General features: G+C 35.8%; 27 protein-coding genes. 9 read left to right on the top strand and 18 right to left on the bottom strand.

Features of this window, described 5'->3' with window-relative positions:
* Positions 1–2 precede the first annotated feature (2 nt).
* The 6 genes from mumR to MKL33_RS19580 all read right to left on the bottom strand — a co-directional run bounded on the left by mumR (position 3) and on the right by MKL33_RS19580 (position 3,749).
* A complete protein-coding gene (gene mumR, locus MKL33_RS19605) occupies positions 3–914 on the bottom strand; it encodes a LysR family transcriptional regulator MumR (RefSeq protein ID WP_014206319.1) in 912 nt (303 codons plus the stop codon).
* A 91-nt stretch (positions 915–1,005) separates the two neighbouring features.
* The gene (locus MKL33_RS19600) at positions 1,006–1,185 is read right to left on the bottom strand and encodes a zf-HC2 domain-containing protein (protein WP_017400102.1); all 180 of its coding nucleotides are present in this window, start codon (positions 1,183–1,185) and stop codon (positions 1,006–1,008) included.
* Entirely contained in the window at positions 1,179–1,799 is a 621-nt protein-coding gene (locus tag MKL33_RS19595; protein ID WP_270907586.1) for an RNA polymerase factor sigma-70, read from the bottom strand. The genes MKL33_RS19600 and MKL33_RS19595 overlap by 7 nt, the downstream gene beginning before the upstream one ends.
* The gene (locus MKL33_RS19590; RefSeq protein ID WP_270907585.1) at positions 1,796–2,557 is read right to left on the bottom strand and encodes an HvfC family RiPP maturation protein; all 762 of its coding nucleotides are present in this window, start codon (positions 2,555–2,557) and stop codon (positions 1,796–1,798) included. Before MKL33_RS19590 ends, MKL33_RS19595 begins: the two co-directional genes overlap by 4 nt.
* A complete protein-coding gene (locus MKL33_RS19585; RefSeq protein WP_270907584.1) occupies positions 2,508–3,371 on the bottom strand; it encodes an HvfB family MNIO-type RiPP peptide maturase in 864 nt (287 codons plus the stop codon). The genes MKL33_RS19590 and MKL33_RS19585 overlap by 50 nt, the downstream gene beginning before the upstream one ends.
* 69 nt (positions 3,372–3,440) lie before the next feature.
* Positions 3,441–3,749, bottom strand: coding sequence for an HvfA family oxazolone/thioamide-modified RiPP metallophore (locus tag MKL33_RS19580; protein ID WP_130172896.1), 309 nt, complete (start codon positions 3,747–3,749; stop codon positions 3,441–3,443).
* A gap of 163 nt (positions 3,750–3,912) precedes the next feature.
* Here MKL33_RS19580 and MKL33_RS19575 point away from each other — a divergent pair, with 163 nt between their 5' ends.
* Positions 3,913–4,515 (top strand): HvfX family Cu-binding RiPP maturation protein, encoded by a 603-nt coding sequence (locus tag MKL33_RS19575; RefSeq protein ID WP_130172897.1) that lies wholly within the window; start codon positions 3,913–3,915, stop codon positions 4,513–4,515.
* Positions 4,516–4,643: 128 nt separating this feature from the next.
* On the opposite strand, the gene MKL33_RS19570 is transcribed toward MKL33_RS19575, so the two are convergent.
* From MKL33_RS19570 to MKL33_RS19525, 10 genes are all read right to left on the bottom strand, one after another.
* Positions 4,644–5,588, bottom strand: coding sequence for a DUF4424 family protein (locus tag MKL33_RS19570; protein WP_270907583.1), 945 nt, complete (start codon positions 5,586–5,588; stop codon positions 4,644–4,646).
* A gap of 121 nt (positions 5,589–5,709) precedes the next feature.
* The gene (locus MKL33_RS19565) at positions 5,710–6,054 is read right to left on the bottom strand and encodes a hypothetical protein (RefSeq protein WP_270907582.1); all 345 of its coding nucleotides are present in this window, start codon (positions 6,052–6,054) and stop codon (positions 5,710–5,712) included.
* 311 nt (positions 6,055–6,365) lie between these two features.
* The gene (locus MKL33_RS19560; RefSeq protein ID WP_017387211.1) at positions 6,366–6,824 is read right to left on the bottom strand and encodes a hypothetical protein; all 459 of its coding nucleotides are present in this window, start codon (positions 6,822–6,824) and stop codon (positions 6,366–6,368) included.
* 250 nt (positions 6,825–7,074) lie between these two features.
* A complete protein-coding gene (locus MKL33_RS19555; protein ID WP_017403055.1) occupies positions 7,075–7,269 on the bottom strand; it encodes a hypothetical protein in 195 nt (64 codons plus the stop codon).
* A gap of 174 nt (positions 7,270–7,443) precedes the next feature.
* A complete protein-coding gene (locus MKL33_RS19550; RefSeq protein WP_005070099.1) occupies positions 7,444–7,761 on the bottom strand; it encodes a hypothetical protein in 318 nt (105 codons plus the stop codon).
* 141 nt (positions 7,762–7,902) lie between these two features.
* Positions 7,903–8,607 (bottom strand): hypothetical protein, encoded by a 705-nt coding sequence (locus tag MKL33_RS19545; RefSeq protein ID WP_270907581.1) that lies wholly within the window; start codon positions 8,605–8,607, stop codon positions 7,903–7,905.
* A 349-nt stretch (positions 8,608–8,956) separates the two neighbouring features.
* Positions 8,957–10,702 (bottom strand): hypothetical protein, encoded by a 1,746-nt coding sequence (locus MKL33_RS19540; protein ID WP_270907580.1) that lies wholly within the window; start codon positions 10,700–10,702, stop codon positions 8,957–8,959.
* On the bottom strand, positions 10,699–10,890 hold the full coding sequence (locus MKL33_RS19535) for a hypothetical protein (protein WP_270907579.1): 192 nt from the start codon (positions 10,888–10,890) through the stop codon (positions 10,699–10,701). Before MKL33_RS19535 ends, MKL33_RS19540 begins: the two co-directional genes overlap by 4 nt.
* Before the next feature lie 52 nt (positions 10,891–10,942).
* On the bottom strand, positions 10,943–11,791 hold the full coding sequence (locus tag MKL33_RS19530; RefSeq protein ID WP_270907578.1) for a dsDNA nuclease domain-containing protein: 849 nt from the start codon (positions 11,789–11,791) through the stop codon (positions 10,943–10,945).
* A 264-nt stretch (positions 11,792–12,055) separates the two neighbouring features.
* Positions 12,056–12,610, bottom strand: a complete 555-nt coding sequence (locus MKL33_RS19525; protein WP_270907577.1) for a TetR/AcrR family transcriptional regulator — start codon at positions 12,608–12,610, stop codon at positions 12,056–12,058.
* Positions 12,611–13,290: 680 nt separating this feature from the next.
* Between MKL33_RS19525 and MKL33_RS19520 the strand changes: the two genes are divergently transcribed.
* Positions 13,291–14,049, top strand: a complete 759-nt coding sequence (locus MKL33_RS19520) for an HD domain-containing protein (protein ID WP_270907576.1) — start codon at positions 13,291–13,293, stop codon at positions 14,047–14,049.
* A 61-nt stretch (positions 14,050–14,110) separates the two neighbouring features.
* On the opposite strand, the gene MKL33_RS19515 is transcribed toward MKL33_RS19520, so the two are convergent.
* Complete coding sequence (locus tag MKL33_RS19515) at positions 14,111–14,710, bottom strand: TetR/AcrR family transcriptional regulator (protein WP_270907575.1); 600 nt, start codon at positions 14,708–14,710, stop codon at positions 14,111–14,113.
* Between the two features lie 180 nt (positions 14,711–14,890).
* On the opposite strand from MKL33_RS19515, the gene MKL33_RS19510 reads away from it, so the two are divergent.
* The 3 genes from MKL33_RS19510 to MKL33_RS19500 are packed head-to-tail and all read left to right on the top strand — an operon-like array spanning position 14,891 to position 17,762.
* A complete protein-coding gene (locus tag MKL33_RS19510) occupies positions 14,891–15,943 on the top strand; it encodes a sugar phosphate isomerase/epimerase family protein (protein ID WP_270907574.1) in 1,053 nt (350 codons plus the stop codon).
* A 21-nt stretch (positions 15,944–15,964) separates the two neighbouring features.
* Positions 15,965–16,864, top strand: coding sequence for an alpha/beta fold hydrolase (locus MKL33_RS19505; RefSeq protein WP_270907573.1), 900 nt, complete (start codon positions 15,965–15,967; stop codon positions 16,862–16,864).
* Positions 16,848–17,762 carry an alpha/beta hydrolase gene (locus tag MKL33_RS19500; protein ID WP_270907572.1) on the top strand — a complete coding sequence of 305 codons (915 nt, stop codon included), beginning with the start codon at positions 16,848–16,850 and terminating at the stop codon, positions 17,760–17,762. Before MKL33_RS19505 ends, MKL33_RS19500 begins: the two co-directional genes overlap by 17 nt.
* Positions 17,763–17,886: 124 nt before the next feature.
* Here MKL33_RS19500 and MKL33_RS19495 read toward each other — a convergent pair whose 3' ends face one another.
* The gene (locus MKL33_RS19495) at positions 17,887–19,266 is read right to left on the bottom strand and encodes a putative bifunctional diguanylate cyclase/phosphodiesterase (RefSeq protein ID WP_119684777.1); all 1,380 of its coding nucleotides are present in this window, start codon (positions 19,264–19,266) and stop codon (positions 17,887–17,889) included.
* Between the two features lie 363 nt (positions 19,267–19,629).
* On the opposite strand from MKL33_RS19495, the gene MKL33_RS19490 reads away from it, so the two are divergent.
* The 4 genes from MKL33_RS19490 (at position 19,630) to MKL33_RS19475 (ending at position 24,575) form a co-directional block, all read left to right on the top strand.
* Positions 19,630–20,136 (top strand): sigma-70 family RNA polymerase sigma factor, encoded by a 507-nt coding sequence (locus MKL33_RS19490; protein WP_005076797.1) that lies wholly within the window; start codon positions 19,630–19,632, stop codon positions 20,134–20,136.
* Between the two features lie 30 nt (positions 20,137–20,166).
* Entirely contained in the window at positions 20,167–21,123 is a 957-nt protein-coding gene (locus MKL33_RS19485) for a FecR domain-containing protein (RefSeq protein WP_270907571.1), read from the top strand.
* Positions 21,124–21,190: 67 nt separating this feature from the next.
* A complete protein-coding gene (locus MKL33_RS19480; protein ID WP_130121160.1) occupies positions 21,191–23,722 on the top strand; it encodes a TonB-dependent siderophore receptor in 2,532 nt (843 codons plus the stop codon).
* 154 nt (positions 23,723–23,876) lie between these two features.
* Positions 23,877–24,575, top strand: coding sequence for a DUF1826 domain-containing protein (locus tag MKL33_RS19475; RefSeq protein WP_270907570.1), 699 nt, complete (start codon positions 23,877–23,879; stop codon positions 24,573–24,575).
* The last annotated feature ends 33 nt before the right edge of the window (positions 24,576–24,608 follow it).

Genomic DNA, 24,608 nt, shown 5'->3' with positions numbered 1-24,608 from the left:
GCTTATTTTTTAATTTGCTCATTGAGTCTTTTCATAGCGCATTCAGAGACCTTAACCGCAACTTCGGTTAATTTCTCTTTTAAGGCAACATCGTTTCCTTGAATGTAAATCGAGGTGAAATGAAACGTCTTTAACTGAATAGGCGTATTTAATATTTCTAGTCGCCCATCAGTAATTTCTTTTAACGCCGTTAAGGTCGGCACCACAGCAATGCCTAAGCCCTGCTCGGCTAAACGCAGTAAAGTTGCCAATGAATAACTGGTAATTGAAAGTGGTTCATCAATCCCTTGCTCTTTCATTCGTGCTTTCAATTCTTTATAGGGATAGGTAATTTTTGGATAAGTTAAAATGGTATGTGACATTAATGTTTTAAAAGACATTTGAGCAACCCCACCTTTAAATGAAGGTGAAGCCAAGAAACTTAGTTCAAAGTCACATAAAGCTTGTTCAATACACTCAAAAGCTAAAGTTGGCCCAAGTAAAAAAGCCATGTCTAAGTCACCTGTCCGAACACCTTCTTGTAAGTTAGGCGTAAGGTCTACCACAATTTCTACTGAAATTTTTGGGAACTCTTGCTGAACCTTTTCGATATATTCAACGAGCCACGTATAGACAATAGTTTCGGAAACGCCTAAACGAATGGTGCCAGTCAGGTGTTGATTTTCAGTCAGCTCTGCAACCAGATCGGTCTCTAGTCGCATAAATTTTTCGGCGTACTTAAATAAAGTTAAGCCTTTGTGAGTCGGTTTAAGCTGCCGATAACTTCGATCTAAGACTTTAAAGCCTAATTCATTTTCAAGAGATGTGATTTTTTGAGAGACCGCAGGCTGGGTGGTTTGTAATTTAGTCGCGGCCTTATTGAAGCTCTTTAAAGTCACAACCCAATAAAATGCTTCAAGATTCTTTAAATTCACGTTTCATCCTGTCTTAAAAAACTCCTTTACTTTTATAGTATGGGAGTTGTTAGCGTGATTAGGCTAGCAATAAATAAATTTTTAAATAAAATTAGCCATCCAAATTTTTAAATGCTTTAGAAAGCTGACTAATTGTTTTGATCTGTTTTGAATAACGGCGGCATGAGCGGCACGCCAATAAATGCAGTTGTAAACCACTTTGCTCACGTAATAACAACGGTCTATCTTGCTTTTCAGACAACAGTTGAGTGGCTTGTCGACATGTCAGCATGAACAATCCTCCTTCAATAACCATTTATTTTCTAAACATTCACGTAGTCTGGTACGACTCCGATACATCAACACATTAAAGTTTGAGATAGACAATTCAAACTTGCTACAAATCTCATTAGAACTCAACTCTATCACCTCTCTCATCATAAAAACTTGAGCATATTTGGCAGGTAAATGATTTAAACAAGCTTCAAAAATTATCCAGAAATCTGACTGCTCTATCATTTCTTCAGGGCTTTGCCATGCTTGAGGTGCTTCATATTTATGCCAGTGCCCTGATGCATCAAATAATTCATCAACACTGAGTTCACTTTCCTCATCTTTAAATAATTCAGACATTGCGACCAAGCGTGACTTTTGCCTAACTACATCAATAATTTTATTTTTTAAAATTGCGAATACCCATGTTTTGAACGCAGCCCGTCCTTTAAATGAATCTAAATTTTGAAAAGCGCTCGTTAATGCCTCTTGCACTACATCCTCAGCTTGCGGAAGCGAAGACAACTGTAAAAAAGCAAATTTAATCATTTGCTGTCTTAAGTCTTGTAAAAAGGCTGGATTATGCAGTTGATCCCCTAGGTCGTCATGACGTGATGCCGCGGCTGAAGTCATCCTTGTGCCTCTTTTAGATTATAGGGAATTTGAATTAATTGTAGCCGAGTTAATAGATTCTTTAATTCTTGAATTTGCAGGTAAATTTCAGACTCAGTCAAGTCAGCAAGTACAGATCGAATGAGTGTAAAAATATCATGGTCAGTTAACGTTATATTTTGAGTTAACTGTTCAATTAGCATAGCAAACAATGGAGAGAGTTGTTCAATACGTACTCTATCCTGTTCATCGCGCCAGACCATTACTGCATTCGGTGAGAGCTCAACTTGTTCTTGCGTAGTTAAAGTCGTCCACCTATAAACAGGATATTGATAAACCAATACCCATACTTGGGTGCTTAATTGCCAAGCGTAATTTTCATGCAAAACGACATCTTCAATTTCAACAGTATCTAAATACAATTCAAGCCATTCAAACTGCAATAACTCAGCCAACCATGGGTATTCTTGCAATATGGGATGCTGTTGCTCTGTTAAATACTCTCTAAACTCTAAAGAGATATCATTGTATAAAGGTGAATGACACTCTGCTTTTTGAAAAAACTCCGAGAGTACTTGTTGCCACTTTAACTCTGGCAACATCGCACGAGTGACAGGATAAACTAAGTTAATAAATGAACTGACATTATTAAAAAGTAAATCCCGATAAATTTGCATTCTTTGAACAGGAAGTGCTTGAGGTATTTCCAAATCAGGATCTCTAATCCAGTCACAAAACTGACGTTGCATGGTTTGGAAGGATGTTTGATTTCCCTTCATAGCCACTCTCCTGTTGTTGAATAAGTTTAATTTTGGTAAGTTCCTCTTCTAATTCATGCCATGACGGAATATTAAAGTCACGTTCCAATAAGGTTGGTTTTATTCCACATACTTGGTAGGTATATCTCAATAGTTCCCATACGCGATCACAAACCTCTGCACCATGCGTATCAATTAATAAATTTTTCTGAACTTGTTCATGTCCAGCAATATGTAAATAACGGATTCTCTCTTTTGGCATATCCCGAATAAATCCAAATGCATCATTGCCATGATTAATACTGTTGACATAGACATTATTTACATCCAGAAGCAAATCACAGTCTGCATATTGAAGAACTTCACGGATAAACTCCGCTTCACTCATTTCAGCATTGGGCATTAAATAAGTAGAAACATTCTCTATGACTAATCGTCTTCCTAAAATATCTTGAACACGTAAAATACGTTCAGCGACATATTTAACAGCCGCTTCGGTCATGGGGATTGGCAACAAATCATATAGATAGCCCCCATCATTTGTATAACTTAAATGTTCAGAGTAAATCGAGACATCATATTGTTCTAAAAAGCTTTTTATTTTTTCGATAAATTCAAGATTCAGTGGATGAGGACCGCCAATAGACAATGACAAGCCGTGACAAATTAATGGAGCTTTTTCAACACACTGTGCGAGTAATTTCGCGTGTCGTCCACCAAAACCTAGCCAGTTTTCAGGAGCAACTTCGATAAAATCGGGACATGTTTTTGCATCTAAAAACGAATCTATAAAATCACGCCTTAAACCAAGTCCTACGCCTGACAAATCCATCATGGTGATTTCTCCTTTTGGAAACGATGCCGACACTTACCAGAAGGCCGACATCATCCATGATCAGATCGTTTACTTAGCGCCGCACTTACCGTCAGCGACTTTTTTATCTGCACCGCACTTGCCGTCCGCTGCTTTTTTGGTTGCTCCACATTTACCATCAGCTGCTTTTTTATCTGCACCACATTTTGCTTCGCCAGACTTTTCGTGGTTTTTCATTTTGTTAGCACCGCATTTTGCTTCACCGCATTTTCCATCTGCTGCTTTGGTTGCATGTGCTTCGGTTGTTGTATGGGTTGCTGCTACCGCCACTTGTGTAGCGCCAGCAACTGAAAGTGCTAATAATGCCGCCACTGAAGTCATTGAATTGAGCTTGTTCATGTTAGTATTCCTTTAAAGATAAATTCTCGGTTTGTACATTTGTACGTATAGTTAGACGGACCAAATCCTTTTTTATTACACCGTAAATAAAATTTTTTTTATGTAAGAAATACAGTTTTTATCCGACTAATTAATATTCAATCGCATCGGATGTGAAATTATCATGAAGAATTTTATTTATGGCTTATCTCAATATTATCAAAAACTGGGTAAAACTCTACAACATGCAGACGGCATCGCAGCTCTGGCTCTTCGATTGTATTTAGTTCCTATATTTTGGATGGCTGGCACAAATAAATTAATACACTTTAATGACATTGTAGAATGGTTTGGCAACTCAGATGGAGGTTTAGGACTTCCTTTTCCGTATTTAATGGCATTACTTGTAACAACGGCTGAGCTAGCAGGTGCAATACTATTAACATTTGGCCTCTTTACTCGCTTAATTAGCATCCCACTCATGATTACCATGTTGGTTGCCATATTTACTGTCCATATACCAAATGGATGGCAAGCGATTGCTGATCCGAATGCACCCTTTGCAAACATGCAGGTCTTGGCCTCGGCTGAAAAGTTAGAGAAGGCTCGCGGAATATTACAAACCTACGGCAATTATGATTGGCTCACTTCCAGTGGTTCGTTTGTAATTTTAAATAATGGAGTTGAGTTTGCCGTTACGTATTTAGTCATGCTACTCGCACTGCTTGTTCTTGGAGGCGGCCGTTATTTCAGTTTAGATTATTGGATTAAAAAGAAACTGCTCTAATTAATCATTACGCCAACAATCCTACATGCAGCAACATAGAGCATCTTTTTCTTATTGTGTGCCATGTTACGCTCATGACACACAATTGATAGTGAGCCAATTTGGTCAAACCAGAAGCTGGTATCAAATTATCGAACTCTCACAAAAATAATATCTAGGTCTTTTTTAGGTACAAACTTAGTCTTGGTCATTTGAAATTGAGTTGGACTAATCTTTTTAACTGGCCCATCCCAACAAAATGAAACCAGTTCATCCTTATCACGCTCAATGGTGAGCTTAAAGTTTTCAATTGGCTTTGCCCAATTTGCGCCCGTCGTCAAAATATAACCCAACGCACTAAACGGCGAATTTTCTGCACTGGCTTTTTTTAAGCCCTGCTTAAATTGTTTATCCATACAAAATTGCTGGTTATATTCATCTGGATAGAGAGCGACAGAGCCACCGACCAAAGGTTTATATTCATGATGAATTTTAGTCAAACTATTGCCTTTGAAAGTCTGCTTCCAACTATAAACCACTTGAGATGACCACGGGATCACGTCATCTTTTTTAAATTTAGCTAAAATTTTCTGTATTTGCGGATTATTACATTGTTTTAGCTTGTCTACATAATATTCATAATCATAGTTAGTGCGAGTCCATGGGTTTAACATTTCTTTTTCACTAAAACCGCATTGCTTAAACTCATCCGTTGCATCAATCAGTGGCGATTTTTCATCTTTTTGAATAAAAGTTCTGACATGCATCTCAGATTTTATATTTTTACCATCCACCACAATTTTAAAACTTTTTAAAAGCTGTTCAGTGTGAGCAAAATCAGACTCAAAAAAATTATCAATACGTGGTAACGGGAATAAGATGGTTTCCGTTACGTCTTTATTGCTTAAGTTTTTATAAAGATAGTCGACCTTAATCAGTTTTTTACTGATGAATAGATCTTCGCTTTGCATGGCAATCTGTGAGTTTTTGAGATATTGAATCCCACCTGTACCCACGTAACCCGTAGAGTCATTGGCTAGACCATAGGTGGATAACGAAGCTAAAACAGCAAAGGTTAATGCAAACGTTTTCATTTTAAAGCGCTCTGTCATTTTCTAATTATGAAATATCGATCTGTAATAAAGCATAACTGTTTAAGCATAGAGGCAGTTAGTTTTTTAGTAATGACTTATATCGCTTTAAATCTAAAAAAATTTAAAGAAAATTTAACCTTTGTCTGGTCATCTTTTTAGGTACACTAATTTTTCCAATAAAGTTGGTTAGCCATAAAATGCATTCATCACGATGTTCAAAGTGAGGCATCAAACTAAGGTCAATTTTTATATCTCTATCAGCCAAAGGCAAACTCAAGCAATATTCAAAGTCAATCGACTTATATTTTAACTTTAGGTCTTTTTCTTGGGCCTGTTTTTTGATTTCCGCCATGATGCGGTTAAGGTTAACAATCAAATTATTTGAAACTTGATTATTCTCATAGACACGTTCATAGACGTTTTCAGCAACGTCAATGTATTTTATAAGCTCTGCATTTTCATTCATATCGTTCACTTTCTCTTTTTTTAAAGATTATGAACTGCTAAATGTTTAATTGCGTTACTTGGTACATTAGTAATGTGAAAAATGTATTTTTTACTTTACCGACAAATATAATTAAGCAATTGATATTTATTAAAAACATTTTTTATTTTCATATTTATATACATTTAAGACTTTTGTTGAAGTTAAATTTTTCTAGTTATCACAATTAAGTAATGATCAATTTTAAGTCAAAAAAAACCGCCCCAGAAGGCGGTCGCTGAATTTAAACCAGCAGATATAGAAGTAAGGTGGACGTTTACTTCTATATTCTTTTATGAAGGAGTTTTATTAGTTTTAATAAAATCCTCAGATTTAAAATAATTGATAATCATGTCTGCATGCTCTTCTTTTGGAGGAGCAACAGTGACCGGAAACGCATCTTTCGACATCTTAAAACCTGGTGGTAAAAAGTGCGAAATTGGCGGTAACTTTGGTTTTCCACCTTCTGTGATTCGCTCAATAAATCCAGCTAACCAAAGAAGATATTCACCTTCATTTACGAACTTTGGCATAACGCTCAGATCAATTTGAACTTTGCATTCACTTAACGGTTTCGTTAAGTTTTCTTCAAAGTCTATATAGTTGAACTTGAGCTTAAACTCAGTTCCTTTGATGGCTTTTCGAATCTGACTAATTAAACAGTTAAGGTTCTGAGTAATGTCATCAGTGAATAAGCTATCTTTTTTTATATTTTTATAAACCTTTTCGGCTACAGCTAGATACTTTGGCATTAACCTCTCTCCGTACTATTGTTATAAAGTTCTGATCTATGAATGTTTTCTGTCTTTGATTATGCTTAAAGTAGTGTAATTAAAGGTAGCCTTATTAGAGTGGTTTGTAAGTAGTTAGTGCTTTATGTAAATTGCACCATAAAAACTCTTAAAAAAATTAAGGTTTTGATAACTCATCCGCAAAAATGCATGGTTGAATAGAGATAATTAGAAACATTTATTTTCATATTATTTTTACCATTTGGTAAAATTAATATATTTTCATTTGCTTATCTCGTCTTACCAGCCCTAAAACAGCTCGACGCACTCGTATTTCTTCTTCAGAAAAAGGTAAATGTTCGATGAGCTCGTAAATTGAGAGAGAATTATTTTCGATCAAGAAGCAGTCTTGCTCTGTTGTCCAATTAGTCGTAGCCGATTCAGTTTGTTTTAAATAGCGTTTCATATTTCCTAGCAGACTTAATTACACATATTAAAAGCCTGCCTTTAGGCAAGCTTATATTTCAGATTTTGAATTGATCATTATTATAGCAGTCTAGAGATAATATGTTCAGTTAATATTGTAGCTGCCCTAACTAAACATTATAAAAAAGCCCACTCACTATGGGCTTCTTAATGGTTATTGTGCGGCATTTACCCCAACAATAAACTGACTACAATTAGAACCTTCAGATGCATTACCTAATTGCTTTTCAGAGAATTTAAATTTGGAAGCAACTGATTCATAATCTTTTTTAAGGCTTTGGCCTGTTAGCTCACCAAGCTCTTTCACCTGTTCTGGTTTTAAGATGCCATGTTCAACTGCTTGGTTTACCATGACACATGCTGTCGTCATCGCGTCATAACGCGCAGCAGTTTTAGAGTAGCCTAGAGCACCGATTACACCACCAACAATTAAACCAATAATGACCGCCAAAGTTACGTGCATTTTATTCATTTTTTAAATACCTAAAAATCTAACGAAAAGACGAACACTTCAAAAGGATGTGCTCAAGTCCAATCAAGATAGCGTTATTTACACGATATAAAAAGTTAGATTCTGTCACATTTGTTGATAGTTCAAGATGCGTATAAACCATCAAGGTAAAAACGGTTTTGTTAAAAATACAAACCCGACAGAGAAAAAAGCATTATCATGATGAGAAATTTGGTTGCCATAACTTGCGTTTAATTGAACAAAATCTTTATAGACAATGTATCGAAAACCTGTTTGATAAAAGGCATCATTTCGGTCATTACCATATATTTCGGCAGTGAACGTTAATGGGTTAGCAAGTTGTGTTTCGGTTCCAATTCCCCACGTGGTTTGATTTTTATGTGTGGTATTTTCACGTAACCATCCCATATTGGCATGGATTAAAAATTTATCATCCAAAGTAGAAAGACTTAAAGGAACATTAAACGTCCAATCTTTCTTTGAAGAATCCTTAGTATTGATTTGAGTGCCAAAAGAAAAGCCGATTCCCCAATCATTCGTTTCTAAAGGCTTTAATAAGGTCTTACCTTGTAGAGTTGCATAACTGACATGCTCAGTATCATCATTTACTCTCCCCATCCCTACAGCAAATTCAAAATTGCCACCAAAATTACAGGCTGGTGTTGCCCAATATTCTTTGCTGTCAGAGTTATGCTGTGCCCATGTTTCTAGCTGACAAGTTTTTGGAGAAACAAGAACGGCATCGTCAACAACCATAGGTCGTCCACTATAGCTTGCATTAGATAATGCGAATAAACAGAAACTAGAAATAAGTGAGCGTTTCTTTAAAGTAAATAACACTGGCATCACTCCCATAAGTCATGGAGCACATGCAAGTACTGCAACCCAACATGATTAGATCATGGGTTAATAATAGAAATGAAAAGATAAAAATAAAAAACCTCTTCTTGCATCCACAAAAAGAGGTCTGTTAGGACTTCAGTGGATACTTAGACTATTACCGATCGACTACTGCCACTCGAGCAAGTACTCACATTGAAGCTCCTAAAAATTAATTGGGCGGATTCTAAAATTACCATTGTTAAATATCAAGTTAAAATTTAGTGACAAGCATAGCTATCTGAATAAATGATATCGTAGTATTTCTTAAATATACAATTAACAGATATTAACCAATAATTTTTATTTAAATTTATTAAACTTCATTCATTAAAGTTAAAGTTTCATCAATTCTAAACATATTTTCAGCATTGGTTTTCCTCAAGAATGTACGCTCACTATCACCATCTCCAATTTGTATAATTTTTGAATTATTCGGGAAGTACAGCTGTTGCACAAACTGAATATTTCTTGAATTATTGTTAACTCTATCTTTCAATGCCTCAGAGACAGAAAAAAATATCTGTTTTGACTTAGGAGAATATTTAGAAATAAAATTAAATATTAATTTTCTATTCTCCTCGTCGATATCTTCTTTCATAATTGCATCAAGAAGAAATGGAAATATAGTCAGTTCTTTTGTTTCCGATATTAACTCATTAAAGGCAAAATGATAAGCCATTACAGTTTTATGTAACTCTACTCCTTGAAAGGGAAAGGAGTTAATACTATATAATCTTGTATATCTTTTTTCATTTGGAAGCTTAACGTTCAACTCATTTAGATTCCTATGAAAAATTTTATAAAAAATATTTTCCTTTTTTGTACGGATACTCCAAGTTTCATCATCAGATAAGAACTTTTTTAACTTCAAGTCAATCATTTCATTTTTAATAACTTTATCTGAAATTTTTCTTTCAACCGTATCTAAAAATTTAATATTTACCTTATTATCAACCCATTCATTAAAGGAATAGTCTCTTTCATCATGGATGTGATCAAACAAATTATTATATCTAATTGAAATAGAATCACTTATTTTCTTTATCTTTTTAGATAAGGAGTTTATTAATGATTGAGTGTGATTAATTTTTTCATTAATAACAATTAGTTCTTCATTTGTATTATTAACTTTTTGAGAATATGCATATAGGTCTTCTAATGAGTTAGGTAAAACTTGAATACAAACTGGACATAAATCATGCTCAGGCTTTTGTTTTTTAATATTACTTTTTATTTTACTTAAGATTTTTTTCCTTTCCACTTCCAAGCTTTTTAAGTTACATAACTCAATATATTTTGACTCGTTTTCAACTAATTCCTCACATAATTCCTCATACCCTTTAAGGTAATCACTTGATTTTGATATATATTTTTCTTCAATCAATTTAGTAACAACTATTTCATTATTATTTCCACCCATATTGTTTAAAAAATCAATTTCTTTTTCATTTTTTGCTTTATCAAGTTGCAACCGATTTAATTCAACTCTTTCATTTCCCTTTAAAATTCCAAGATGATAATCTATATAATCTGTTTTAAAATCTTTATAATAATTCAAATTAGAAAAAGATTCTCTCAAATATACCCATCCTACTGACTGTGATATATAGGAAGGTAACCACATCACTTCCAATGGAGATTTTACCAGATTCCCTTTACTTTCTAAATACAAATTAAAATTAAAAATTTCAGAAATATATTCTTTTAATTTCACATGCTCATTTGAATTATCTGCATTGATGCCATCAAACCTTTTGATCTTTTTTATACCATTTTTATCTGATATAAAAGTATAAAAAGAACTATTATCACGTATTAAAGTTATTTCATCCTCATTAAATAACAAATCCAATCTAAATATTAATTTATTTTGAAGAATCTCATTTAGTTTTTCTTTACCATCATTAATTCCAAATGTATATATTATCGATTGAATTAAAGTACTTTTACCAGAGGTGTTTTTTCCTTTTATAATATTAAATTTTTCATGAAATTCCGTAAAAAAACATTTTTCAGTATCTGTAGAAAAAACTAATAAACTTTTGATGAAAACACTCACAATGACTCCCCTCTAGTTTCAACATATGCTGCTACTATGGCAAACAAAATTACTTCTTTAGATAAATTTAATTGCAATTTTTCATTAATTTCTTTATTCAAAGTTAAGATACTCTCTTCTTCTGAATAACAAAAAGAATCAACATCAGAAGAATTTACAAAATGATAAATTTTTTGAAATTCAACCATTTTTAAATCTTTAAAATAATCAAAACTATTATCAATATATCGCTTATAATCTCTAGTGACTGCAAGGAGGGATTTTTAATTTCTTAGCTACTTCATTAGCCATTAAACGCCATTTCTCATATGTTTTTGTTTTATTTTCTATAACATTTAATGCTTCAAATATTTTAGATGAGTATATTCTTTTGCTTTCATCTAACAATGTAGTTATATGACCCTGATTATAAACAGTTTCTACATTTCTAAATAATGATAAAATTAATTCGAGTGCAGCATTAGAATCTATGAATTTCCCTTTAAAAATTTTAGATATTTTACCTAATATTTGTTCTTTTTGAGATTTATCTGTTGCACCAACATCAAGGTGCATAAACTTTATATTTTCTAATTGGGTAATATTTTTTTCAAACTTATCCATTTTCTCTATCAAATTATTTCGTATATTTTCATGCAAATCAGAAAAGCTAACAAAAAAATTATCTTCTCTAACAATTTCGCTATAAGACTCAACGCCTTTCTTTTTAATATTGGCACAATTAAGTTTAATAGTATTATTAGTTAGAAATATCAAATCATGTTTGTAATTTATATTTTTAGGCCATTTGTCTAATAATAAATTAGCGCCTACATTCGTCATCTTGGCAACTATTTCACCTAATACCTTATCAGTTGACCAAGATGATGTAGACTTTTTCGCCTGATACGAATCTATATTATTTACTTCATTATTATTATCTAGAAATGTAAAAATAACGTCATCAAAATGCTCGATACAAATAAAAAAATTATTGCCAACTAATAAATCATACTTATCAAGTAAGATGCAAATAGCACTATTTCTTTGAAATGCAAATCCGTTCGAAGCCTGCACACCTGAATTAGTGTCTGTATTCTTAATCGTCATTTAACTTTATTAAAATTTAACAAATTATATAACTATCTAATATTTCATCAAAAAAGTCAAACTCAACTCGATTATTAATATAAACTTAATAATAAAATAAATTATATCTTTTAAAATATAAAATTATCTTTCTCAATTTTTAATTTTTTTTAATTATATCTTTTACTTTATATATACTCAATTCTTACTATTTTCGATTTATATAAAATACTGCTTAACAATGCCATAAGCAGTATTATTGTATCTTTCAAATATTCATTTAAATCACCCATCCCCCAGTAAAAAATACTCAAGCATTCTCTCCTGCTCGATTGCCACATCCGAACTTAAAAGCTGGATGATTGCGCCTTCAATCATATATAAAAATAGTTTGGCGTCTTGAAAAGTTGCATCGGTTTTTAGTTTTATAAGCTGGCTATAAATTTCATTCAGCAGCCATGTGCGATATCTCACTGCGGTGATATAGGCTTTTGGATAGGTCAGTTTCGTTTCAAAAATGGCTTTAAATAAAAGGTAGTAAAGTCCTTCTAAATCGGTGTGTAAAAAATAAAGTTTCTTGAGTTTATCCTTCACGTTTGTGTTCTGGTCGTACCCAACGATTGAGACCACTTTTTCTTTTAAACGTTCTTTTTGTACGATTAAACAGATTTCAATAAACCGCTCTTTTGAATGAAAAAAGTTATAAAAAGTTGCTTTGGTCACTTCACATTCTTTCACGATTCGGTCGACTCCAACCGTATGGAATCCGTGGTGGTGAAATAAATCAATCGATTTATTGATAACTTGAATAGCACGTGTTGAGAGAACTAACTTTGGCATATTTTTACCACTAAAAATTATTGTTGTTTCTAAATGAGATACTTTTTTGGGAGAAAAAAAGGTACAGCAAAGCCATAAAGACTGTGCTTGGCACATCTCAAGTTTTATTGTTGATTAAGTTTTTAGACGAAATAATTTAAAGCCTGAAAACCTTACGGCGATCAAACTGCTTTAAACGTTTAAGTTGTGTCGTTATAGCTTTTGGCAAAGGCTGCCAAGAAATAATGGATGTGCAAAGCCAACTCCTTTTTATTGGGAGTTCTGCCAGACATTAATAGAAATTATGGTGGCAGAACGAAAGGGGTTAGCAGACTGGTCAAACGTGGCCAGCACACCCGAAGGTGTCCCCCTCCGTTCCGCCATAGAGGGGGCACGAGGGCTCAACACTAGAAGCACGAAACTTCTAATGTACGTTTGATACGGTCTGCTAAAACCGACTGGCAATGTAGGCCAGCAGGCAAAGGATAGTGTCCAACCCTTTTACAGTCAAGCACACAAAATGACATTTGCTTTAAAATAGATCATTAAAAAGTAAGGATAAATAATTAAAATTTATTGTTAAATTGGGGTTTATAAAACGCTTATCAATCAAAGTTCTAACGGGGTCTTAAAAGATACGACTTGCAAAAAATTATCTATGATAATATTTTAGAGTAATTACTCTAAAATGAGAGCTAATCATGAAAACTAAAAGAATTGGTTCATATCACTGGATGCAAGCTACAAATGGTCAGCTCAGCTTCAAAGAGAAAATTAAGTTAATTCAAAAAATTATGCTGCCAAGTGTTATGGCCTCTATAAAAATAAATTACTTTCGATTCAAAACTTCTAGCGATTTTGATATCGATCAAATCGTAATACCAGATACTCAAATGGTTAAAGTCGCGCTTGATGAGCTCGAAGCTAAAGCAAGTATATCTATCTACAATCATTCATGGCGAACCTATTTCTGGGGAGCTGCCCTAGGCCATATACAAAAACAGCAATTTGATGCTGAGTCACTTTTAATAGCCTCACTTTTTCATGATATTGGTGTAACTGAGCAACATATTCATAGTAAAGGTTGTAACTGTTTTACCTATGAGAGTGCTAAACAATTTGAGCTAAAGGCTAAAGAACATAGCTTTGATGAGAAGAAAAGTGAAGTTATTAAAGATGCTATCTGCTTACATATGAACGGTTATATAGATCATTCTGACCCAGCAGAAATTACTCTATTACAGCAAGGTGCATCCTGTGATGTGATTAGTGACGGTCTATATAGACTCCCCTTATCTTTTAGAAATGAAATTTTAGAAAAATATCCTAGAAAACAATTTAATAAAGAATTTATTGAGCTTGTTAATTTAGAAAGTAAGAATGTACCAAATTCTCGAACTAGTTTATTAAGTAGTCTTGGTTTGCCGCTCATGATTAAGTCAAATTTATACGAAGAGTGAATTTTACGAGAGCTATTAATCGTAAAAACCCTATTAAGTCTCAGCTTGAAAGTTGAATCGCTTAAGCATTTACAACATATTGATCTAGATTCTTTAATGCAAAATGGATCACCTGAGAAAGCTCTTCTTTCGAATATCCATCTCTGGCCTGAACCGATAGCCCATGCAGAACAAGTGCGTAATATTGCCCTAAGGTTTTAGGGTCAGCCTCTGCCACCAATTGACCGTCTGATTTTGCCTGAATAAATCGATCGACCAGACTTTGGCCCCGTGCAATACGCTGTTCTTTCATCCATTCCAAAACAGCTTGGTTTTCTTCACCTAACACGCTCGCTGCCGACACAACCATACACCCATACGAATGGTTGGCTTGCGTGTAAAGCGCTAGTGCATCTGCAAATAATTGACTGATTGCATCCTTAATATTTTTTTGCTTTAAAGCATTTAAGGCGAAATTACCTTCATTTTTTTCATAGTGATTTACAGCTTCTCTAAACAAAGCCTCTTTTGAGCCAAATGCTTTATAAATTCGAGCAGAGGCAATCCCCAAAACTTCAACTAAATCTGACATGGATGTGCCTTCATAGCCGTGAAGCCAGAAGAAATCTCTCGCTTTTACGAGGGCTTCTTCTCGATCAAACTCTCTTGGTCTGCCAGCCATAATGACCCTTTATCAAATTTAGTACCTCTTTTTATTATTATTCGAAAAAAATATTTTCACAAATAAATCAATGAGATTTATTAAAAATAGTCTCGTTTTGTTTTGATTTTCAAATAAAAAGTTGTTTTTCTCAAAAATTAAGCCTATTGTTTGTCGATCGACAACTAATTAGGTTTTGTTATGAAAACGATCAAAGGTCCTAGTATTCACCTTGCTCAATTTAGCGATGACATTTCCCCTTTTAACCGTCTAGAAGATATTGCTGCTTGGGTATCAGACCAAGGATTTGAAGCGGTACAACTTCCTGCTTGGGATAAGCGTTTATTTGATGTTAATTTGGCAACAGAAAGCCAAGATTATTGCGATGAAATATTAGGTACTTTAAACAATCATGGCTTAAAAATTAGTGAGTTAACGACTCATATTTTTGGGCAGTTAATGGCTGTACATCCTGCTTATGACTCAATGTGCGATAACTTTGCCCCATCTCATTTGCATGGTAATTCAGTAGCTAGAACCGAGTGGGCAAAACAACAAATGCTCGCTTCAATTCAGGCATCTGCCCGCTTAGGTCTTAAAGACATGGGAACATTTTCAGGCTCTTTGGCATGGCCTTATGTATTTCCGTTTCCACAAAGACCATCAGGGCTTATTGAAACGGCATTTGATGAATTAGCGCGTCGCTGGCTTCCTATTTTGAATGCTTGTGATGAACATGACGTAAACCTTTGCTATGAAATTCACCCCGGTGAAGATTTGCATGATGGCATTACATTTGAAATGTTTTTAGAGCGGACTCATAACCACTCTCGTTGCCATATTCTTTTTGACCCAAGCCATTTTGTTTTGCAACAACTGAACTATCTGGAATATATCGATATCTATAAAGATTTCATTCGCATGTTTCATGTTAAAGACGCCGAATTTAATCCAACAGGCCGCCAAGGAATGTATAGCGGCTATCAAAGCTGGGGAAATCGAGCGGGTCGATTCCGTTCTACGGGTGATGGTCAAGTTGACTTTAAAGCGATTTTTTCAAAGTTAGCGCATTACGACTACGAAGGCTGGGCCACATTAGAGTGGGAATGTTGCCTCAAAAATAAAGACGATGGCGCACGCGAAGGTGCCGAGTTCATTAAGCAAAACATTATTCATGTCACCGATAAAGTGTTTGATGACTTTGCTGCTGCCCCTGTGAATCAGACTCAAATTAATCAGCTATTGGGTATTTAAGGAAGCGTAAGAGAAATCAACATGAAAACTCAATTATTCAATAAAAACTCGCATCACGAATTCGATCATCATTACATTCACATCGAAAGCAAAAAATTACACTACGTCACCTTAGGTGAAGGCCCAGCGGTATTGCTAATTCCGGGCTGGCCACAAACATGGTACGCGTGGCACAAAGTCATGCTTGAACTGGCAAAACAGGGTTATCAAGCAATCGCGGTTGATTTACCCGGAACAGGAAATTCAGCTCCACTGGATGGAAGTTACGATACGGGGCGTATTGCCAAGATTTTATCGATGCTCATGAATCAACTTGAATATCCAACTTATTCGGTTGTTGGTCACGACATTGGTATGTGGGTTGCCTATGCGCTTGCATCTGACTTTCCTGAGTCTGTAACTCGACTTGCGGTCATAGAGGCTGTGATTCCCGGTTTAGCGCCCGCACCTCCTATTTTTGTTGAGCCGAGTGAAAATATTTTTCTTTGGCACTTCATGTTTAACCAGACCTTAGATTTACCCGAAGCTTTAATCGCGGGCCGTGAAGATACTTATTTAAATTATATGTTTGATAAATGGTCGTGGCACAAAGATAAAGTTGCAACTGAAACTTATATTGAAGCCTATAAAATTCCGGGTCGGTTAGCAGCGGGGTTTAATTATTACCGCTCTATTCCAGAGACCATACGTCAAAATAAAATGAGAGAAGCTAAAAATTTAGACATGCCAGTTTTAGCAATCGGTGCTGAACATGCCACAGATAATGCACCTTATGAAACCATGAAAAAGGTTTCACCCCATTTAACCAGTGCGATTGTAAAAGACTGCGGTCATTTCATTATGGAGGAACAGCCAAAAATATTTAGCTCACTCATTTTAGAATTTTTGCAGCAGGAAAAAAGCCATGCCTCTACTTGCTGAAATTGAAAACTGGCTTAAATCCAGACCTACCGCACAAGGAGTAAACTCGTTACAAGCGCTAAGGGAGCAAGTAAATAAAGACATTATTGATCAGCAAGGCATTCAACAAGATGCAAACTATCAACAAAGTTTTCATGTTGCTGTTTCAGATGACGCGGAAATTGAAGTTCGGGTGTATGTTCCCTATTCACTCGAAAACGCTGAGCAACGTCCAGCTTTAGTTTTTGCTCATGGTGGAGGTTGGTGCCTCGGAAGTTTAGATGCATGGGACCGCGCTTGTCGGTTACTAGCAGAAACTACTCAACAGGTTGTATTTTCTGTGGACTATCGTTTGGCCCCAGAATTTAAGTTCCCTACACCTTTAAATGATTTTTTTACGGCATTTCGTTATATCTATGAGAACGCTTCACGGTTTGGAGTTGATCAAAACCGCGTGGCTGTAGGCGGAGATAGTGCAGGCGCCAATATAGCTGCTGCCACATGTTTAATGGCAAAACAACACCCAGAAATTAAGGTGAGCCATCAACTTCTTTTTTACCCTGCTTTAGATGCCACGATGAGCAGCAAGTCTTATCAACAATATGCCGAAGGTTATGGTTTAGAGTCATCCACAATGTTTTATTGCTGGGATCAATATATGCAGGATGAAAGTGAAAAACAGAACGAGCTTGTAAGCCCATTACTCGCTCAGTCTTTAGAGGGGCTGCCTGATGCAACCATTTTTGTGTGTGAATATGATCCCGTTCGTGACGATGGTGAAAGATATGCTCAAAAACTGTGGGATGCGGGCATTCAGGTGAACTTTTATTTATTAGAAGGAATGATTCACGGCGCAATTCACATGCTGACGGTTAGTCCCGACAAAGTAAAATCTATCTACCGTAATATTCGAATGTAGATCTTTTTATTATTCAAATATATTACTTAGTTGGGCCACTCTTCAAAATTGTTTAATGACATTTTCGGAGTGGCCTAATTAAATTTTGGCTATCAATAGCGGTTCTCATGAGTCCTTATTGAAATTAATTTTTCATTTTGAAATGGGCTATCTGTTTTAAGAAGTCATTTAAAGGCATCGGACAGCCCCACAAATAGCCTTGAAACTCAGTGCATCCATTATTTTTAAAAACATCAAATTGTTCAGCAGTTTCGACGCCTTCTACCAACACTCTGAGGTTCAAATCTAGACCAATTTTAATAATGCCAGTGACGAGTTTATTACTGCGTTTATCATCCAATGCTGCCTGTACAAAGCTACGGTCAATTTTGATTTGTCTGATGGGCATTTTTTGTAGATAGCTTAAAGATGAATAACCTGTACCAAAGTCATCAAGAGAAAGCTGAACTCCTTGTTTAGATAAAAAGTTCATTTTTTCGACCATGCTTACACAATTCGTTAAAGCAATATTTTCAGTAATTTCTAATATGAGCCGAGATGGATTGACCCCATATTTCTGAATCAGCCCAATCACAGTTTGCTCAAAGTTTGGTTGCATGAAGTGATCAGCACTAATATTAATTGAAAGTGTAAGATCTTTGGTCTCGGCTTTTTTACTCCAATCTTGTAGAACTTTGCAGGCTTGAGCCAATACCCATTCTCCAATCTCTGGCATTAACCCAAAAGTTTCGGCTGCTGGAATAAAATCTTTTGTGGGAATATCTCCTAAAACAGGATGATGCCATCTTAATAAAGCTTCCGCGCCAATTAACGTTTCAGAAGCATTAATTTGCGGTTGATAAAAAAGCTCAAACTGTTCTTTAACAAGCGCTAAACGTAAGTCTTGCACCATAGTGCTTTCAGTTTGTATCTCTAATTGCATGGTGTAAATTGAAATACAGATCATGAGCGTAGCGACACAAGTTGCAATCCATCCCCCATGATCACGAATATCTTCCGGCAAAGGTATGGCGCTCTCAAGATTAAAAGAGCTGCCACTAAAAAATATAAAGCATCCGATCGACAAAAGAATTAAAGCAGCTTGTAAAAAGCTTGGATTTCTACGGTAATTCAAATATCCCAATATCGCCCCAGCGGGTAAAAACAATTGAGCCACTTGCGGACGGTCACTTGTAGCAACATCAAAAAATAAGCAAAAAATGACTGGAAAAACAAGCAGAACGACTTGAGATAAAAGAATACCCGCTGAAATGCGGTTTATATAAATAAGAAAAAGGCTAAATATAGAGATCAGTGTAAAAATGATATCCATACCCACAATTAACCACATTTTTGCAAATATAAAATATGTGGTCCAAAACAAACAAAAAATAATGCAAATAAAGATATTGGCTTTTGCGGCGATTGTAAGCTGCTGATCCTTTACGGTACGGTAATTTTTTTTGCGTTTTTTAAAGTAAGACGAAGCTATCATAAATAAATCAACCGTAAAATATTTCTTCATAAACCCCAAGCTTGAACAGTGATATACCCTGTCAATTTTCACCAATAAAACCTCATGTTTTATTTATTTTTATATGACTCATCTTGAGGTGGGTGTTGTTTTAATTGTGGTGGAACAGTCCGGTTGTTTAATTGAATAATTTTGTTTTTCAATCACCTTATTATTTTAAAGTATTATCCTCTAACGATACATGTGTCTGCGACTAAGGTACAGGCCCTAAATAGCGAAAAATTAGAGCATAAGAATTTTTAGAATATAGAGCTCTCTTTGTTGATATTAATAATAATTATCATTACTATTTAAGAATAATTTAACTGTGTGTTTAATTGCGCTACTCATTGCCAATTTGTGGACTCCGCCGCTATGAACTTCAATGTAGAGAAACAGGTATGGTTTAGCCAAATTTACCGTTCTCAGCAAACTACGCTTTTATCATGGTTTAAACACAAAATTCAGCACCATCATCAATCTGAAGACCTGAGTCAGGAAGTGTTTTATCGTGCTTTAAAAAGTGGATATTGTTTTCAAAAAATTAAGGAACCACAGGCATGGCTTATGGGCATCGCCAAACATGTCATTATTGACCATTGGCGCCGTCAGCATATTGAAAACTTATATCTAGACGCCCTACAGCATCTTCCAGAAGAATATTATCCCTCTGCTGAACATGAAGTTTATATTCAAGAAACCCTATATCAAGTTCATTTAATATTAGAAAAACTACCCACCCGCACGGCTCAGGTCTTTTTGATGTCTCAACTAGACGGCATGACTTATCGAGAAATTAGTGAAAAAATGAATATTTCTGAAGCTACTGTGAAAAGAGATATGAAACAAGCTTTTTTGGCTTGTATAGACCTCTATAATTAACCCTTTTCAACGCGCTCAAATTTCTACTGTATGTCAGCTATTAATAAAATTCCTCCTCATGTTTTAGATGCAGCCGCAGACTGGTTGGTACTTCTACATTCGGGTGAAATGACAGCATTACAGCAACAACAATTTGAGCAGTGGAAAGCCGAAAAAAAAGAACACCAGCTAGCACTCCAGCAAATGGAAAAATTTAGCCACGGTTTATCAAACCTCGCAGGTAACTTCCCTTCCAAAGCTTTAGTTCAGTCTAATCAAAAATTTAATCTTGCTGCAAAACGCAATATGCTGTTGAGCCTTTCAGGTTTAGTCATCGTTGGCTTGTCTGCCTATTTCATACCTTGGGAAAAATGGCAGTCGGACTATCACACCAAAGTGGGTGAAATTAAAAAAGTATCGTTAAAGGATGGTTCTCAACTGATTATGGCAAGTGATTGCTATGTCGATGTAAATTTCACGCAAGAGAAACGTCAGATAAAGCTGATTGATGGAGAAATTTATATTGAAACGGCAAAGGATGCTCAACATCGGCCATTTATTGTCGAAACCAAGAATGGTTCAGTAGAAGCCTTAGGTACTCAATTTACGGTTCATCAAGAAAATAGCGAACAAACCAAAGTCAAAGTCTATAAACATGCAGTAGCCATTGAACCAGAGAACTCGTCTAAACGCCAAATATTAAAACAAGGTCAACGTGCTTTTTTTGATGAAAAATATATATCAAAAGCTCTTCCTCTCGATAACGATCAGCCCTATTGGACCCAACAACTTTTGGTTGTAGATCAATGGCCACTTCAAAAAGTGCTGGATGAACTATTTCTTTATAAAAAAGGAATTTACCATCTCGCCCCCGAATTAAAAAATATAAAAATTTCTGGGGTATTTTCTCTAAAGAACCCTGAGCAAAGCTTAGAAACTTTGGCCTATAGTCATCAACTTGAGCTGACCTATTACAGTCCCTATTTGTTAAATATTAAAAAAAGATAAAAAATGTGACCCTTTTTTTGATCTGGTTCGACTTATAGAGGAATACACTCCCTGTCGAGAAGACCACATGAAGGATTATCAAGCAAAAAGTAAATTGGCTTTGGCTATACGTGCAGTGCTATGGAGTACGCCATGGGTGGTCACGGCGCTTACCTCAACGTCTATTTACGCTGCACAAACTTACAGTATTTCAATTCGCCAGAGCACGCTTGATCAGGCCATTAAGCAACTGGCAATTCAAACAGGCACAACCATTAGCTACGATAATGCCAGTCTTTCAAAAACAAAAAGCAAAGCGCTTCAAGGGAATTACGCTGTTGAAGATGCTTTAAGTCTGTTATTACAAAGTCACCCATTTGAAGCCGTTAAAGTAAACAATGGTGGTTACAGCATCCGAGTGAAGGCTCCACCCGCTCCAATTGAACCCAAAGTTTTCCAGTTAGAAGCCATTAAAACAAAAGCAAATAATAACAATGAATTTGATACGGCAGGCAGTGAAACAGGTACGGCTCATTTAGCAACAATTCATGTTAATGCTGATCATGGCGAAAATTTAACAACCGAAGGTTCTGGCTTATATACAGCGAAAGCGACCACTGCCTCTACTGGCTTGGCATTAAGTTTGAAAGAAACACCTCAACTGGTCAGTGTAATCACCAATCAACAAATGAAAGATCAGAACCTCACCCAATTAACCGATGTTGTGAGTCAGGCAGCAGGTCTTTCTATTAAACAAGGCGGCAACATTGGCAGTGATAACTCACCTATTTACGCTCGTGGCAAAGAAGTGGATAGCTATTTACTCGATGGCGTAAAGCTCATGAGTTCATATGCAAGTATTTTCCAGAGTCAGGACATGGCTTTATTTGACCGTGTCGAAGTCGTGCGAGGTGCAAATGGCTTAATGACAGGTGCTGGCAGTGCAAGCGCAAGTATTAATCTGGTCCGAAAAAAACCATTACAGGACTTTAAGGCTTCGGTGAGTGCTGACATTGGTTCATGGGATTCTTATCGTACCGATATTGATGTTTCCACACCTCTTAATGAATCAGGAAGTATTCGTGGTCGTACTCTTTTTGCCTATCAAAAGTCAGACTCTTATATCGACCGCTACAACGAAGAACGTAAAGTGGCTTATGCCGTATTAGAAGCTGATTTAACTGAACAAACCAAAGCAAGTTTGGGTGCAAGTTACCAACAACTCGATTTGACTGGTGTCGCTAGAGGTGGTTTACCAAGCTTTTATACAGATGGCACACCGATTAACTGGTCCCGTTCAGATTCAGCGGCGGCGAGTTGGACGGGTTCAGACCGTTCAACGACATCTTACTTTGCTGATATTGAACACCAGTTTAATGACCGCTGGAAATTAAAAGGTATGGTGTCTAGAACCATTACAGATTCGGATGAAATTGTAGGTTATACCTTCTCAAGTAAAGGGATTGATAAAGCTACTGGTAGCGGGGCAATGTTGTATGCAACCCGTTGGGATTATCGCCCTACTCAAGACTTATTCAATTTAACCTTAAACGGTTCATTTGATTTGTTTAATCAAACTCATGACGTGGTGTTAGGCACAACTTACACAAAAAGCAAAAATAAACGTCCAACCTATTCGGGCTGGAATAACGGAATGACATGGGATGGAACTCTAAAAAATATTTTTGCTTGGGATGGCAGTACACCTAACCGCCCCGAAACAAAAATAGATGGTTGGTACAGTGGCGATGATCGTAGCCAATCTATTTTTGGTGCTGTTCGTCTTAAAGCAACCGACAATCTTGCAGTCATTTTAGGCACTCGAATTGAAGACTGGGAGCGCGTAACTGGCAACCATTCAGATGCTGATAATAAGACCACCTACACAACACAAGAAGAAAGTGGCAAGGTGATTCCTTATGTGGGCATTACCTATGATTTCACTGACAACTGGACTGCGTATGCAAGCTACACCAATATTTTTTCACCACAAGATAAGAAAGCTGTTACAGGCGAATACATAGACCCATTAATAGGTAATAGTACCGAGCTGGGTATTAAGGGTGAGTTTTTTGATAATCAATTAAATGTTGGCGCTGCTATTTATCAAACTAAAGAGGACAATACAGCGATTGCATTAGCAGATGTATTTGCTCCAGATGGTTCACAAGCCTATCGAACAGAATCTGGCACCAAAAGTCGCGGCTTTGAAATTGAAGCGACAGGTAAGTTGACTGATTTATGGCAAGTTTCCACAAGCTTTAGCCGTAACTTATCAAAAGATAGCCAAGACAACCGATTAAATACCGGTGTGCCAAATAACACAGTCAAACTGTTTACCACCTATACCCTGCCTTATCTTGATGAAGCCCTGACCATTGGTGGCGGTGTTCGTTGGCAAAGCGAAATCTATGAAAAAAATGCGGTCTCTGCAACAGGTAGATTTACTCAAGAAAGTTACGCTTTAGTCGACTTAATGGCACGTTATAAGGTCAACAATAATCTAATGCTCAACTTTAATGTTAATAACTTATTTAATGAGAAATACCATTTAGGCACCACAAATAGCTATTACGGCGCTCCGACTAATTTTCGAGTGGGTGTTAAATATGAGTGGTAAATAAATTACTCGACCTTTAAAGACCTTACTTCAGAGGCAAATAATGTTCTTCTGAAGTAAGTTTAAGCTGGCGTAATAAATTGCAAGGGAATATTTTTTAGCTAAGCTCAGGCTATAATATTAGACATGCTCTATTATTTTATTTAATTCTCATATGAAGAATGCGTTTTCTGACAGCAAACAAATTAGACAAGTGTCTAGTTTCCCTGAACTTGTAAATACAAAGTTTCAAGGAGAGACAAATGCGATTTGCTGGCACAGAAATTTGGTTGGCGACTTTAAAGAGATTGTGAGTAAACTTCATTTAAAAGAAAATATTACAGAAGTTTCTGTTGAAGACCTTTTAGCGCTACAACTTTCAGAAAAAGGCAATCTGGCAAGAAAAACTATTTTAGAAGATATCGAGCAGTTAACTGATTTCGGCGCATCGCCAGTACTTAACTTACTTAAACATTATGAACGCGATGAAGAGCTAGGCTTCATTTCAACAGATGTATATTCATTTCATGTTGATCGCTCTCCAATTGAAACCGATACCTTTTTATGTACCTATCACGGCGCTGCCAGTGATATTGTGCCCAATGATCAAGTTGAACAAAAAGTTTTAATTCCAGAAATTAGAGAAAAGCTCAAAGAATTACATGACGGTTCTGATGCTGACTTTGAAGCTTTTTTGGCAGAGTATTTTTTTGATTTACATTATCAGCCTAAACCGAATGCCCAACCTGTAAATTTAGGCACGGGACATATTTGGCGTTTAGCAGTAGATCATCCCACTCAAAAGGTTTTGCCTTGTGTTCATCGAGCACCGATTGAAAAAGATGGCGAATATCGATTGCTATTGATTTGTTAAATATATTGCCACTCCATGACGGGAATGGCGTGG

Origin of the sequence: Acinetobacter sp. AOR43_HL (assembly GCF_027854635.1) — a bacterium.
Taxonomy (GTDB): Bacteria; Pseudomonadota; Gammaproteobacteria; order Pseudomonadales; family Moraxellaceae; genus Acinetobacter; species Acinetobacter pittii.
Note: the sequence above shows the minus strand (reverse complement) of the source record. Positions and strands in the feature narration are given on the sequence as shown.